Source organism: Streptomyces sp. NPDC016309, assembly GCF_043077235.1.
Lineage (GTDB): Bacteria > Actinomycetota > Actinomycetes > Streptomycetales > Streptomycetaceae > Streptomyces.
On record NZ_JBIBSG010000005.1, the window covers coordinates 1 to 13,071 of the forward strand.

Genomic DNA, 13,071 nt, shown 5'->3' on the forward strand with positions numbered 1-13,071 from the left:
CGGGGGGGCCGGGCCCAGGGCGCCGGGGGGCGCCGGCCGCCCGGCGGGGGCCCCCCCCCGGGGGGGGGCCCGGGGGGGGGGGGCGGGGGGGGCCCCCCGGGGGGGGGCCCCCCCCCCGGCCCCGTCGTCGTCCGTGGCGTCAGCGGTGCTCGCCGCCGAGCTCGACGGCGGCGCAGCGCCATTTGCGGTCGTCGCCCCGCTCCAGGCGGAACGCCATCGCCCGGACCTGCTCGCCCGCCGCGATGCTGGCGAACGCCTCGACGACGCCCGGGCGCAGTGGGAAGCCCCCGCAGCGGCGGACGACGGGGCGGGCGCCACGGGCCCGCAGCGGGGTGGCGGGCGCGAGCCGGACGAGCTGGTCGTAGGCCTGGCCGACGGTCTGGCCCAGCATCCAGTGGACGGGGCGTTCACCGCTGAGGACGGCGAGCAGCCGCTCGGCGAAGAGCACATGGGGCGGGAGCGGCCGGCGGGCGGGCGCCGGAACCGTGGTCGTGCGGGGCAGGGCGGTCCGGGGTGGGGCGGTGCGGGTCGCGGGGGACCTGTCCGTGGCGGTACGGGTCGCGGGGGACCGGTCCGCGGTGGTGCGGCGGGTGGTGGGGCCCGTCGCCGGGCGGGGTGTGGCGGGCCGGGTCGTGCCGGGGCCGCGCCGGTCCCGGCGGCGGGCCGGGCCGGACGTCGTCCTGGTTGCGGTGCTGCTCATGCTGATCGCCCCCGTTCCATGGCCCGGGTGATTACCGGGCGGTAACTTGCATTGGTGATCTTCTACGGGGGCGGGCGGGCCGCCCGCAACGGCCGCCGCGGGGGGCGCCGAAGTTCCGGGCGGATCACCTATCCGGGTGAGGGGCCGCCCGTGCGGGCGGGGCGGCACCGGGTGACGCGAGGTGTGCGGTGGACCGGGCGGGCCGGTGGGCGCCGGGCCCGAAGGGGTACCGCGCACGTATCCTGAGGGCGTCTGTCGACTACGAAAGCGGCCTGCCATGCGCGTCTACGTCCCCCTGACCCTCCCCGGTCTCGCACAGGCGCACTCGGCGGGAGAACTGGGCCCCGGACCCCTCACCGCGTACGCCGTGACGCCCGGGCTGCGCGAGTGGTACGTCTCGGACGACATCGAGGAGCTGGAGTACGCGGCGCTGAGCCGGGCGGCCGCCGCGTCGCTGCGGCTGCTGGCCGCCGATCCGGGCGCGGCCCGGCGCAGGGTCGTCGTGGCCGTCGACGTACCGGACGGAGCGGCGGTCGCCGATCCGGATGGGGCGCTGGACCCCTCGTCGGTCGGCGAGGTGCGGATCGAGCGGGCGGTGCCGCTGGCCAAGGCGGCCGCGGTACACGCGGACGGTGACGAGGCCGCGGACGACGTGACGGCGGCGGCCGACGCGCTGGGCGCGGCGGACCACGGGGACGACGACGCGCAGTTCGTCGTGGACGGGGCCGAGGACCACGAACTGCTGTGGTTCGGGGTGCAGGAGATCCCCGGGCTGATCGGCTGAGCACCGGCTTCCCGCTGGTGGGGGCCCGTTGTCGGAGCGTGCCGGTACCTTTTTGGACATGGGCAAGCGCGGCACGCACCTGGTGTGGGACTGGAACGGCACACTCCTCGATGACATCGACGCGGTCATCGGGGCGACGAACGCGGCGTTCGAGGAGATAGGCCTGGAGCCCATCACCCTCGCGCGGTACCGCGAGCTCTACTGCGTCCCCGTCCCGCTGTTCTACGAGCGGTTGATGGGGCGGATGCCCAGCGAGGCGGAGTGGCTCGTGATGGACGAGGCGTTCCACCGGCACTACTGGGTGCGGGCCGAGGTGTGCGGGCTGGCGGACGGGGCGGCCGAGCTGCTGTCCGCGCGCCAGGCGGCGGGGTCCACCCAGTCACTGCTGTCGCTGGCCCCGCACGAGCTGCTGGTGCCCATCGTGCGACGGCACGGCATAGAGGAGCGGTTCGTCCGGGTGGACGGGCGGACGGACCGGTCGACGGCCGGCAAGGCGGAGCACATGGTGCGGCACCTGAGGGCGCTGGAGGGCGTGCCGCCGGAGCGGATCGTGGTGATCGGGGACGCGGCGGACGACGCGGTGGCGGCGGCCCACGTGGGCGCGCGGGCGGTGCTGTACACCGGCGGCTCGCACAGCCGGGCCAGCCTGGAGGTGGTCGGCGTGCCGGTGGTGGACACGCTGGCGGAGGCGGTGGCGGTCGCGGAGGAGCTGGCGGCGTGACCCCGGCCGGACCGGGCGCCCGCCCGCGCCGGCCGTGAAGCGGGGCGGGCGGAGAGCGCGCCGGCCGTGCGAGCGCGCCGGCCGTGCGAGCGGGCGCCGGACCGGGCGGGCCTGTCAGGTGGCCGGTGACTTGGCCCTGAGGACCTCCAGGAAGGCGCGCATCCAGGTGGGATGGTCGGGCCAGGCGCGGGAGGAGACCAGCGTGCCGTCGACGACCGCCTCCGCGTCCTGGAAGGTGGCGCCCGCGGCCTGCATGTCCAGCTCCAGCGCCGGGTAGGCGGTGACGCGGCGGCCGTCCAGGGCGCCGACCGCGGCCGTCAGCAGCGGGCCGTGGCAGATCTGGGCGACCGGCTTGTCGGCGTCGAAGAAGGACTTGAGGATCTTGCGCAGTTCGGGGTCGTTGCGGAGGTACTCCGGCGCCCGGCCGCCCGGGATCACCACGGCCGCGTACCGGCTGGGCTCGACCTCCGAGAAGGCCAGGTCGGCCGGCCAGGTGTAGCCCGGCTTCTCGGTGTACGTGTCGTACCCCGGCTCGAAGTCGTGGACGACGAAGCGCAGAAGTTTCCGGGCGGGCGCGGCGATGTGGACCTCGTACCCCTCCTCCCGCAGCCGCTGGTACGGGTAGAGGACCTCCAGGGACTCCGCCGCGTCGCCGGTGACGATCAGGATCTTCACGGTCATCACTGCCTGCCTCTGCTGGGAGGTGGTGCGAGGTGTATGGCACCAGGACATGTGTCGCTGTCCAGAGTGTCAAACTTCATGGCCGGGTTTTGTACACATACGGCTCATGACGGGCCGGGGGTCAGGAGCGATAGCCTGGACCCGTGATCAGCGCGATACGCCATGGGGGCAGCGGAGCCCCCGGCCAGCGCCCGGAGTGCCACCGTGCCCGGGCGATCGCTGACCCGTTCCATCCGGCCCGGTCGCCAAAATTGGCCAATAACGGCCCGGACATCTCTCATCGCGGCATAACGTCGCCTCAGACCGGATACCCCGCGTCGTGGCGTTGTGTCACTTCTTTCACCTACGTCACGCAACGGCGCGCGACAGGAGCCAGAGGACATGCAGACCAAGCTGGACGAAGCCAAGGCCGAGCTGCTCGAACGGGCCGCCCGGGTAGCTGAGCACAGCCCGGTCGGGGGGCAACTCCAGACTGGGTCCGAGAACGGGGACCGTCCGGACGAGGACGTCGTTCTCGGATACCTCCAGCGCTACTACCTGCACACCGCTCCCGAGGACCTCACGGACCGCGACCCGGTCGATGTCTTCGGCGCGGCCCTTTCCCACTACCGGCTGGCCGAGAACCGTCCCCAGGGCACCGCCAGCGTCCGTGTGCACACCCCCACGGTCGAGGAGAACGGCTGGATGTGCAGCCACTCCGTCGTCGAGGTCGTGACGGACGACATGCCGTTCCTGGTCGACTCCGTCACCAACGAGCTGTCCCGGCAGGGACGCGGCATCCACGTGGTGATCCACCCCCAGGTCGTCGTCCGCCGTGACATCGCCGGCAAGCTGATCGAGGTGCTGCCCGACGGCGGCACCCGCACCGATCTGCACGACACCCTCACCGAGTCCTGGATCCACGTCGAGATCGACCGCGAGACCGACCGCGCCGACCTCAAGCAGATCACCGCCGACCTGATGCGCGTCCTGTCCGACGTCCGCGAGACCGTCGAGGACTGGGAGAAGATGCGCGACGCCGCGCTGCGCATCGCCGAGGACCTCCCCCGCGAGCCGATCGCCGACGACCTCCGCGACTCCGAGGTGGAGGAGGCCCGCGAGCTGCTGCGCTGGCTCGCCGAGGATCACTTCACCTTCCTCGGCTACCGCGAGTACGAGCTGACCGGCGACGACGCGCTGGCCGCCGTGCCCGGCACCGGCCTCGGCATCCTCCGCTCCGACCCCCAGCACAGCGACGACGAGGCGCACCCCGTCTCGCCCTCCTTCAACCGGCTGCCGCGCGACGCCCGCGCCAAGGCCCGCGAGCACAAGCTGCTCATCCTCACCAAGGCCAACAGCCGCTCCACCGTGCACCGCCCGTCCTACCTCGACTACGTCGGGGTCAAGAAGTTCGACAAGGACGGCAACGTCGTCGGTGAGCGGCGCTTCCTCGGCCTGTTCTCCTCGGCCGCCTACACCGAGTCCGTCCGCCGCGTGCCGGTGATCCGCCGCAAGGTGGCCGAGGTCCTGGAGACGGCCGGCTTCTCGCCCCACAGCCACGACGGCCGCGACCTGCTCCAGATCCTGGAGACCTACCCGCGGGACGAGCTGTTCCAGACGCCGGTCGACCAGCTCGAGTCGATCGCCACGAGCGTGCTGTACCTCCAGGAGCGGCGCAAGCTGCGGCTCTACCTCCGCCAGGACGAGTACGGGCGCTACTACTCCGCCCTGGTCTACCTGCCGCGGGACCGCTTCAACACCACCGTCCGGCTGCGGATCATCGACATCCTGAAGGAGGAGCTCGGCGGTACCAGCGTCGACTTCACCGCCTGGAACACCGAGTCGATCCTCTCCCGGCTCCACTTCGTCGTCCGTGTCCCGCAGGGCACCGAGCTGACCCCGCTCACCGACGCCGACAGCGAGCGCATCGAGGCCCGGCTGGTCGAGGCCGCCCGCTCCTGGGAGGACGGCTTCGGCGAGGCGCTCAACGCCGAGATGGGCGAGGAGCGCGCCGCCGAGCTGCTGCGCAGGTACGGCAACTCCTTCCCCGAGGGGTACAAGGCCGACCACACCCCGCGTTCCGCCGTCGCCGACCTCGCCCACCTGGAGCAGCTCGTCCGGGGCGAGAAGGACTTCGCCCTCTCCCTGTACGAGCCGGTCGGCTCGGGTCCGGGCGAGCGCCGCTTCAAGATCTACAAGACCGGGGCCCAGATCTCCCTGTCCGCCGTCCTGCCGGTGCTCAACCGGCTGGGCGTCGAGGTCGTCGACGAGCGCCCGTACGAGCTGCGCTGCGCGGACCGCACCCAGGCGTGGATCTACGACTTCGGGCTGCGCATGCCGCACGGTGCCGGCGGCGACTACCTCGCCGACGACGCGCGCGAGCGGTTCCAGGAGGCGTTCGCCGCCACCTGGACCGGCCGCGCCGAGAACGACGGGTTCAACGCGCTGGTGCTGAGCGCGGGCCTGGGCTGGCGCCAGGCGATGGTGCTGCGCGCGTACGCCAAGTACATGCGGCAGGCCGGCTCGACGTTCAGCCAGGACTACATGGAGGACACCCTCCGCCACAACGTCCACACCACCCGTCTGCTGGTCTCCCTCTTCGAGGCGCGGATGTCGCCGGAGCGCCAGCGCGCCGGCACCGAGCTGACCGACGGGCTGCTGGAGGAGCTGGACGGGGCGCTGGACCAGGTCGCCTCGCTCGACGAGGACCGCATCCTCCGGTCGTTCCTCACCGTCATCAAGGCGACGCTGCGCACCAACTTCTTCCAGAAGAAGGACGACGGCACGCCGCACGACTACGTGTCGATGAAGTTCGATCCGCAGGCCATCCCCGACCTGCCGGCGCCGCGCCCCGCCTTCGAGATCTGGGTGTACTCGCCGCGCGTCGAGGGCGTCCACCTCCGCTTCGGCAAGGTCGCGCGAGGAGGCCTGCGCTGGTCGGACCGGCGCGAGGACTTCCGTACCGAGATCCTCGGCCTGGTCAAGGCGCAGATGGTGAAGAACACCGTCATCGTGCCGGTCGGCGCCAAGGGCGGCTTCGTCGCCAAGCAGCTCCCGGACCCGGCCGTCGACCGTGACGCCTGGCTGGCGGAGGGCATCGCCAGCTACCGGACCTTCATCTCGGCGCTGCTGGACATCACCGACAACCTGGTGGCGGGCGAGGTCGTCCCGCCGGCCGACGTGGTCCGGCACGACGAGGACGACACGTACCTGGTGGTCGCCGCCGACAAGGGCACGGCGACCTTCTCCGACATCGCCAACGAGGTCGCCGTCGCCTACGGCTTCTGGCTGGGCGACGCCTTCGCCTCCGGCGGCTCGGCCGGCTACGACCACAAGGGCATGGGCATCACGGCCCGCGGCGCCTGGGAGTCGGTCGAGCGGCACTTCCGGGAGCTGGGCCACAACACGCAGACCGAGGACTTCACGGTCGTCGGCGTCGGCGACATGTCGGGCGACGTGTTCGGCAACGGCATGCTGCTGAGCGAGCACATCCGGCTGGTCGCGGCCTTCGACCACCGGCACATCTTCATCGACCCCACCCCCGAGGCGGCCGTCTCGTACGCCGAGCGGCGCCGGCTGTTCGAGCTGCCCCGCAGCTCCTGGGCCGACTACGACAAGGAGCTGCTGTCCGCGGGCGGCGGCATCCACCCCCGTACGGCCAAGTCGATCCCGGTCAACGCGCACATGCGCACGGCCCTCGGCATCGAGGGGACGGTCACCAAGCTGACCCCCGCCGAGCTGATGCAGGCGATCCTCAAGGCGCCGGTCGACCTGCTGTGGAACGGCGGCATCGGTACGTACGTCAAGGCCACCACCGAGTCGCACGCCGACGTCGGCGACAAGGCCAACGACGCCATCCGCGTCAACGGCGAGGACCTGCGGGTCAAGGTCGTCGGCGAGGGCGGCAACCTGGGCCTGACCCAGCTCGGCCGGATCGAGTTCGCCCGCCGGGGCGGCCCCGGGGGCGAGGGCGGCAAGGTCAACACCGACGCCATCGACAACAGCGCGGGCGTGGACACCTCCGACCACGAGGTGAACATCAAGATCCTGCTCAACGGCCTGGTCGCCGACGGCGACATGACCGTCAAGCAGCGCAACAAGATCCTCGCCGAGATGACCGACGAGGTCGGCACGCTGGTGCTGCGCAACAACTACGCGCAGAACGTGGCCCTCGCCAACGCGGTCAAGCAGTCCCCGTCGCTCCTCCACGCCCACCAGCGGTTCATGCGCCGGCTGGGCCGTGAGGGCCGGCTGGACCGGGCGCTGGAGTTCCTGCCCAACGACCGCCAGATCCGCGAGCTGCTCAACGCGGGCAAGGGACTCAGCCAGCCCGAGCTGGCCGTGCTCCTCGCGTACACCAAGATCACGGTGGCGGACGAGCTGATCCACACGGACCTGCCGGACGACCCGTACCTGCGCGAGCTGCTGCACGCCTACTTCCCGACGAAGCTGCGCGACGAGTTCGCCGAGCAGATCGACGCCCACGCGCTGCGCCGCGAGATCATCACCACGGTGCTGGTCAACGACACCGTCAACACCGGTGGCTCGACCTTCCTGCACCGGCTGCGGGAGGAGACGGGCGCGTCGATCGAGGAGATCGTCCGGGCGCAGACCGCCGCCCGCGCGATCTTCGGCCTCGGTGAGGTGTGGGACGCCGTCGAGGCGCTGGACAACAAGGTCGCCGCCGACGTCCAGACCCGCATCCGGCTGCACTCGCGGCGCCTGGTCGAGCGCGGCACGCGCTGGCTGCTGGGCAACCGGCCGCAGCCGGTCAAGCTCGCCGAGACCGTCGAGTTCTTCGCCGAGCGCGTGGAGCAGGTGTGGGCGAAGCTGCCGCAGATGCTGCGCGGCGCCGACCTGGAGTGGTACGAGTCGATCGTCGAGGAGCTCACCTCGGCGGGCGTGCCCGACGAGCTGGCGCTGCGGGTGGCGGGCTTCTCGTCCGCGTTCCCGACGCTCGACATCGTGGCGATCGCGGACCGGACGGGCAAGGACCCGATGGCCGTCGCCGAGGTCTACTACGACCTGGCGGACCGGCTGTCCATCACCCAGCTGATGGACCGGATCATCGAGCTCCCGCGGGCCGACCGCTGGCAGTCGATGGCCCGTGCCTCCATCCGCGAGGACCTGTACGCCGCGCACGCCGCGCTCACCGCCGACGTGCTGTCGGCCGGGAACGGCACCTCCACGCCGGAGGAGCGGTTCACGGCCTGGGAGCGGAGGAACGCCGCCATCCTGGGCCGGGCGCGCACCACGCTGGAGGAGATCCAGGGCTCGGACGCGTTCGACCTGGCCAACCTGTCGGTCGCGATGCGGACCATGCGGACGCTGCTGCGCACCCATAGCTGACGGGCCACGACGAGGGGCGCCCCGCCGGTCACCGGCGGGGCGCCCCCGTGCGTGTCACAGGCCCTTGAGGGAGGGCGGCCCCGGCACCGTCTCCGTCCACAGCCGCCGGCACGACAGCAGCGCGGCGGCCACCAGCACCCCGTTGCGCAGCGCCACCACCGCGCACCCGACCGGGGAGACGGCGATGACCTCGTCGTACAGGAGGGGGTAGGCGAGCGCGCTGAGCGCCGCCGCGGGCAGCATCAGCAGCGCCACCGTCCGCTGGCTGGTGTCCCGGCAGGTCAGGCAGACCGCGCCGAGACCCAGCAGCCACACCATGTACTGCGGGCTGATCACCCGGCTGGTCACGGTGAACAGCAGCACCGCGGTGAACGCGGCGTCCACCGGGGTCGCCACGGTCCACTGCCACGACCGCACCCGCCACAGCAGCAGCCAGCAGAAGGCGAGCGCGGTGAGCACCAGCGCGAAGTGCGCCGCGCTGGAGGCGTACGGCCCGGCCAGCTCGAAGGCCCCGTACCGGTAGCGGACCCGGCCGGGCCACCACCCCGCCAGTGTCGCCAGCGACAGGGCGGTGCCGCCGACGGACTCGATCTGCACGCCCCGCCCGCCCTGCTGGCGGGCGAAGTCCAGGGTGTGCGTGAAGCCCAGCGCCAGGACCCCGAACAGCACGCCCGCGGCCACCAGTGCCGAGACCCAGGCCCGGCGGGTGAGGTGCCCGCGGGGCGTGCCGAGCAGGGTGAGCAGGGGCCACACCTTGACCATGGCGCCGAGCCCGGCCAGCGCCCCGCCCAGCCGGGCGTGACCGCCCCGCAGGGCCAGCAGGCCGAGCACCGCGACGGCGGTGACCTGGACGTCGTACCGCGCCAGGGGCAGGTGCAGGAGCAGCGGCAGGCCGCCCACCCACAGCCAGGCCCCGCCGGCCCCCGCCCGCGCGAGCGCGAAGGCGACGACGGCGTCGGCGAGCAGTGTCAGGGCGACGAACGCCTGGTAGTACGTCAGCTCCGGGACGTGTCCCGGAGCCAGGAACACCAGCCCGGCGCCGGGCGGGTACTGCCAGGTGACGTCGTCGGGCGGGAACGTGCCCTGCGAGAGCTGCTGGTACCAGTGCCGGTACAGCAGGTAGACCTCGCGGCCGATCCCGCCGATGCCGAGGGTGTCGCGCCACAGCAGCACGAGCATCCCGGCGCGCGTGAAGGCCCACACGGCGGCCAGCGGCAGAGCCGGGGACCGGTCCGTGAAGATGGGCGTGCGGCGTGCGCTGATCCTGGAGATGGTCATCGCTGGGCACTTTAGCCCGCTATGACCTATTTCTTCCTCGTGTGTGCTTCATATGCGTCAACAACCTCCCCCGCCGGGCCGTCCATCAGCAGCCGTCCGGCCTCCAGCCACAGGGCACGGTCGCACGTCTGGCGGATGGCCGAGTTGCTGTGGCTGACCAGGAAGACCGTCCCGGCCTCCCGGCGCAGCTCGGCGATGCGCTCCTGGCTGCGGCGCTGGAAGGTCGCGTCGCCGGTGGCCAGCGCCTCGTCGATCAGCAGGACGTCGTGCGACTTGGCGGCCGCGATGGAGAACCGCAGCCGGGCGCCCATGCCGGAGGAGTACGTCCGCATCGGCAGCGAGATGAAGTCGCCCTTCTCGTTGATGCCGGAGAAATCGACGATCTCCTGGTACCGCTCCTGGACCTGCTCGCGGGACATCCCCATGGCGAGGCCGCCCAGGATGACGTTGCGCTCGCCCGTCAGATCACCCATCAGGGCGGCGTTCACCCCCAGGAGGGAGGGCTGGCCGCGGGTGTAGATCCGCCCCTCGCTGGTGGGCAGCAGTCCCGCGACGGCCTTCAGCAGGGTGGACTTGCCCGATCCGTTGGAGCCGATCAGCCCGATCGCCTCGCCCTTGTACGCGGCGAAGCTGACGCCCTTGACGGCATGGACCGTCCGGGTGCCGGGCGCCGCCGTGCGCGTACGGGACAGGAGCCGGCCGAGCGCGGCCGTCGCGCCGCCCCGGCCGGCCCCGCCGGCGCCCTGGACGGTGTAGGTGATGTGCACGCCGTCGGCGACGACGGTCGGAACCCGCTGCCCGGTGTGTGTGTCAGCCACGGCCGTACGTCTCCTCCGCCTGCCAGAACCAGATGAAGCCGCCCACGGCGGCGACCAGCGCCCAGCCGGCCGCCACGGCCCATACGTGCGGCGGGAGCTGGGCGGCGGTGAAGCTGTCGATGAGGGCGAAGCGCATCAGGTCGATGTAGACCGCCGCCGGGTTGCACTCCAAAGCCAGCAGCACCGCGTGCGGCAGGTGGTTGTTCGCCAGGACGTGGTCGACGCTCCACATCACGCCGGACACGTACATCCAGGTGCGCAGCAGGAACGGCATGAGCTGCGCGACGTCCGGCGTACGGGCGGCGAGCCGGGCCATCACCAGTGACACCCCCGTGTTGAACAGGGACTGGAGGAACAGGGCCGGAACGGCCAGCAGCCAGGACCGGCCGGGGGTGACCCCGACGCAGAACAGGATGAGCACCAGCGCGCACAGCGAGAAGACGAGCTGCTGGAGCTGTTGCAGCGCGAGCGAGACGGGCAGGCTCGCCCGCGGGAAGTGCAGGGCCCGGACGAGACCGATGTTGCCGCTGATCGCCCGCGTCCCGGCCATGATCGAACTGGAGGTGAAGGTCCAGATGAACACGCCCGTGACCAGGAACGGGACGAAGTCGGGCACGCCGGCCCGGGTGTTCATCAGCACCCCGAAGATGACGTAGTAGACCGCCGCGTTGAGCAGCGGGGTCATCACCTGCCACACCTGGCCCAGCCGGGCCTGGCTGTACTGCGCGGTGAGGCGGGCCGTGGCGAAGGCGGTGATGAAGTGGCGCCGCGACCAGAGCTGCCGGGTGTACTCGGGCAGGGAGGGGCGGGCCCCGCTGACGGTGAGCCCGTGCCGGAGGGCGAGCGCGCGGAGGTCCTCGGGGTGGTCGTCCACCGGTGGGGGTGCGAGTGTCTGGGTACTCACAAGGCGGTCTCCCTCGGCGAGTGGGGGGTGGTCGGCGACGGAACGGACCCGTTTCGTCGCTACGTCGAGGGTAGGGCGGTCCAACGTCGGAACGCAACCGTCCCGTCGTCTCGTGGGGGTGGCGCTATGATCCCCGCATGAGCACACCCCCGCCCCGCCGGCAGCCCGCAGGAGCCGCCGTGCTCCGGGAGGACGTCACCGAAGCCATCCGCGCCGCCGTGTTCGAGGAACTGGCCGCGGTCGGCTTCGCCCGTATGTCCATCGAGGGCATCGCCCGGCGGGCGGGCGTCGGCAAGACCGCCGTCTACCGGCGCTGGAAGTCCAAGCTGTCGCTCGTCCTCGACCTGCTGACCGCCTTCGCCGCCCAGGGCCTGCCGGCCCCCGCCACCGGCTCGCTGTACGGGGACGTCCGCGCCCTGCTGGAGGTCGGCGCCCACGCGCTGCGCCACCCGGTCGCCTCCCAGGTCATCCCGGACCTCCTCGTCGAGGCGGCCCGCCACCCCGAGATCGCCGACGCGGTCAAGGCGGCCCTGCTCGACGGCCAGCAGGGCGTGGCCGCCCTCGTCGTCCGGGACGCGGTCGCGCGCGGCGAGCTCCCGGCGGGCGCCGACCCCGCCCGCGCGCTCGACCTGATCATCGGCCCGCTCTACTGGCGCCTGGTGGTGGTCCGCACGCCGCTCCCGGAGGGGTACCTCGACGACCTGGCGGCGGCGGCGGTCGCCGCGCTCCGGGCGTGAGGGCATGAGGGTCTGACGGCGTGACGGCCCCGGGGGCGGAGGGGCGCCGGCACCGGACGACGTCACCCGGTCGGACGCGGCTCCGGTGACGCCGGGCGCCCGTCGCGGTTGAGCCCACCGACACGAAAGGACGGTGGGTGAGCGTGCGCGCACTGGGTATCGACGGCGCCTGGGTCATGGAGCCACGGGTCTTCCGGGACGAGCGTGGCAGCTTCCACGAGTGGTTCCGGGCGCCCGACCTCCAGGGGGCGGCGGGGTACGGGCTCGGGCTCGCCCAGGCGAACTGCTCCGTCTCCGCCCGGGGCACCCTGCGCGGCGTGCACTTCGCCGACGTACCGCCGGGCCAGGCCAAATACGTCACGTGCGTGCGCGGCGCCGTGCTCGACGTGGTCGTCGACCTCCGCACCGGCTCGCCCACCTACCGCGCCTGGGAGGCCGTACGCCTCGACGACCGCGAGCACCGGGCGGTCCACCTGGCCGAGGGGCTCGGCCACGCGTTCATGGCGCTGACCGACGACGCGACGGTCGTCTACCTTTGCTCGCGCGGCTACGCCCCCGAGCGGGAGCACGGCGTCCACCCCCTCGACCCGGACCTCGCCATCGCCTGGCCCGCCGGGCTCACCCCCCTGCTGTCGGCCAAGGACGCCGCGGCCCCCACGCTCGCCGAGGCCGAACGGACCGGTCTGCTCCCGTCCTACGAGGCCTGCCGGCGCTGGTACGAGGGTCTGCGCGCGCCCGGAGCGGACGACGCGGGGGTGCCGCCGCGCGTCCCGTCGACCCGCCGCTGAACGGCCGGGAGCCGGGTACCGCCTCGGGTGAGGCGGTACCCGGCTCCCGGGTGTGACGGGGTGTCAGTGGCCGTACGGCCTACCAGCGGTACCAGCGGCCACGTGCGCCGCCGTGACCGGCCGGACGGACCAGGAAGCCGACCAGCCAGACGACCAACACGATGGCCGCCACCCACCAGAGCACCTTGAGGGCGAAACCCGCGCCGAAAAGAATCAGGGCGAGAAGAAGAACAAGAAGAAGCGGGACCATGGTTATCAACCTCCGAAGCCGCTTGTGCCCGGCATAAAGAAGATCACACGATGAGAATCCGATTTTCTTCCCGGGTTTGCCC

The 13,071-nt window shown here is 72.4% G+C and carries 11 protein-coding genes; 5 read left to right on the top strand and 6 right to left on the bottom strand.

Going from position 1 to position 13,071, the window contains the following annotated elements; all coding sequences use genetic code 11:
• Nucleotides 1-139: 139 nt before the first annotated feature.
• Nucleotides 140-700 carry an Rv3235 family protein gene (locus ACF068_RS13515; protein ID WP_392274387.1) on the bottom strand — a complete coding sequence of 187 codons (561 nt, stop codon included), beginning with the start codon at nucleotides 698-700 and terminating at the stop codon, nucleotides 140-142.
• Nucleotides 701-977: 277 nt separating this feature from the next.
• Here ACF068_RS13515 and ACF068_RS13520 point away from each other — a divergent pair, with 277 nt between their 5' ends.
• Nucleotides 978-1,484, top strand: coding sequence for a DUF6912 family protein (locus ACF068_RS13520; protein WP_392274388.1), 507 nt, complete (start codon nucleotides 978-980; stop codon nucleotides 1,482-1,484).
• A 58-nt stretch (nucleotides 1,485-1,542) separates the two neighbouring features.
• Nucleotides 1,543-2,205: an HAD family hydrolase gene (locus ACF068_RS13525; RefSeq protein WP_392274389.1), complete on the top strand. Its 663-nt coding sequence runs from the start codon at nucleotides 1,543-1,545 to the stop codon at nucleotides 2,203-2,205.
• Nucleotides 2,206-2,319: 114 nt separating this feature from the next.
• Here ACF068_RS13525 and ACF068_RS13530 read toward each other — a convergent pair whose 3' ends face one another.
• The gene (locus tag ACF068_RS13530) at nucleotides 2,320-2,886 is read right to left on the bottom strand and encodes a DJ-1/PfpI family protein (RefSeq protein ID WP_392274390.1); all 567 of its coding nucleotides are present in this window, start codon (nucleotides 2,884-2,886) and stop codon (nucleotides 2,320-2,322) included.
• Between the two features lie 381 nt (nucleotides 2,887-3,267).
• Between ACF068_RS13530 and ACF068_RS13535 the strand changes: the two genes are divergently transcribed.
• Complete coding sequence (locus ACF068_RS13535; protein ID WP_392274391.1) at nucleotides 3,268-8,214, top strand: NAD-glutamate dehydrogenase; 4,947 nt, start codon at nucleotides 3,268-3,270, stop codon at nucleotides 8,212-8,214.
• A gap of 54 nt (nucleotides 8,215-8,268) precedes the next feature.
• Here the strand turns inward: ACF068_RS13535 and ACF068_RS13540 are convergent, their stop codons facing one another.
• From ACF068_RS13540 to ACF068_RS13550, 3 genes are read right to left on the bottom strand one after another with little or no spacing between them, the layout of a single operon-like run.
• Nucleotides 8,269-9,492 carry a glycosyltransferase 87 family protein gene (locus ACF068_RS13540; RefSeq protein ID WP_392274392.1) on the bottom strand — a complete coding sequence of 408 codons (1,224 nt, stop codon included), beginning with the start codon at nucleotides 9,490-9,492 and terminating at the stop codon, nucleotides 8,269-8,271.
• 26 nt (nucleotides 9,493-9,518) lie between these two features.
• A complete protein-coding gene (locus ACF068_RS13545; RefSeq protein ID WP_392274393.1) occupies nucleotides 9,519-10,310 on the bottom strand; it encodes an ABC transporter ATP-binding protein in 792 nt (263 codons plus the stop codon).
• Nucleotides 10,303-11,214: an ABC transporter permease gene (locus tag ACF068_RS13550; RefSeq protein ID WP_392274394.1), complete on the bottom strand. Its 912-nt coding sequence runs from the start codon at nucleotides 11,212-11,214 to the stop codon at nucleotides 10,303-10,305. Before ACF068_RS13550 ends, ACF068_RS13545 begins: the two co-directional genes overlap by 8 nt.
• Nucleotides 11,215-11,351: 137 nt before the next feature.
• Between ACF068_RS13550 and ACF068_RS13555 the strand changes: the two genes are divergently transcribed.
• Together ACF068_RS13555 and ACF068_RS13560 are read left to right on the top strand one after the other, a co-directional pair.
• A complete protein-coding gene (locus ACF068_RS13555; RefSeq protein ID WP_392274395.1) occupies nucleotides 11,352-11,951 on the top strand; it encodes a TetR/AcrR family transcriptional regulator in 600 nt (199 codons plus the stop codon).
• A gap of 143 nt (nucleotides 11,952-12,094) precedes the next feature.
• Nucleotides 12,095-12,739 (top strand): dTDP-4-dehydrorhamnose 3,5-epimerase family protein, encoded by a 645-nt coding sequence (locus ACF068_RS13560; protein ID WP_392274860.1) that lies wholly within the window; start codon nucleotides 12,095-12,097, stop codon nucleotides 12,737-12,739.
• Nucleotides 12,740-12,818: 79 nt separating this feature from the next.
• Here ACF068_RS13560 and ACF068_RS13565 read toward each other — a convergent pair whose 3' ends face one another.
• On the bottom strand, nucleotides 12,819-12,989 hold the full coding sequence (locus ACF068_RS13565) for a hypothetical protein (protein WP_064072138.1): 171 nt from the start codon (nucleotides 12,987-12,989) through the stop codon (nucleotides 12,819-12,821).
• Nucleotides 12,990-13,071 lie beyond the last annotated feature (82 nt).

Coding starts and splice junctions, on each gene's coding strand:
- ACF068_RS13530 (WP_392274390.1), bottom strand. CDS start 2,886: ATGACCGTGAAGATCCTGATCGTCACCGGCGACGCGGCGGAGTCCCTG.
- ACF068_RS13565 (WP_064072138.1), bottom strand. CDS start 12,989: ATGGTCCCGCTTCTTCTTGTTCTTCTTCTCGCCCTGATTCTTTTCGGC.
- ACF068_RS13515 (WP_392274387.1), bottom strand. CDS start 700: ATGAGCAGCACCGCAACCAGGACGACGTCCGGCCCGGCCCGCCGCCGG.
- ACF068_RS13520 (WP_392274388.1), top strand. CDS start 978: ATGCGCGTCTACGTCCCCCTGACCCTCCCCGGTCTCGCACAGGCGCAC.
- ACF068_RS13525 (WP_392274389.1), top strand. CDS start 1,543: ATGGGCAAGCGCGGCACGCACCTGGTGTGGGACTGGAACGGCACACTC.
- ACF068_RS13535 (WP_392274391.1), top strand. CDS start 3,268: ATGCAGACCAAGCTGGACGAAGCCAAGGCCGAGCTGCTCGAACGGGCC.
- ACF068_RS13540 (WP_392274392.1), bottom strand. CDS start 9,492: ATGACCATCTCCAGGATCAGCGCACGCCGCACGCCCATCTTCACGGAC.
- ACF068_RS13555 (WP_392274395.1), top strand. CDS start 11,352: ATGAGCACACCCCCGCCCCGCCGGCAGCCCGCAGGAGCCGCCGTGCTC.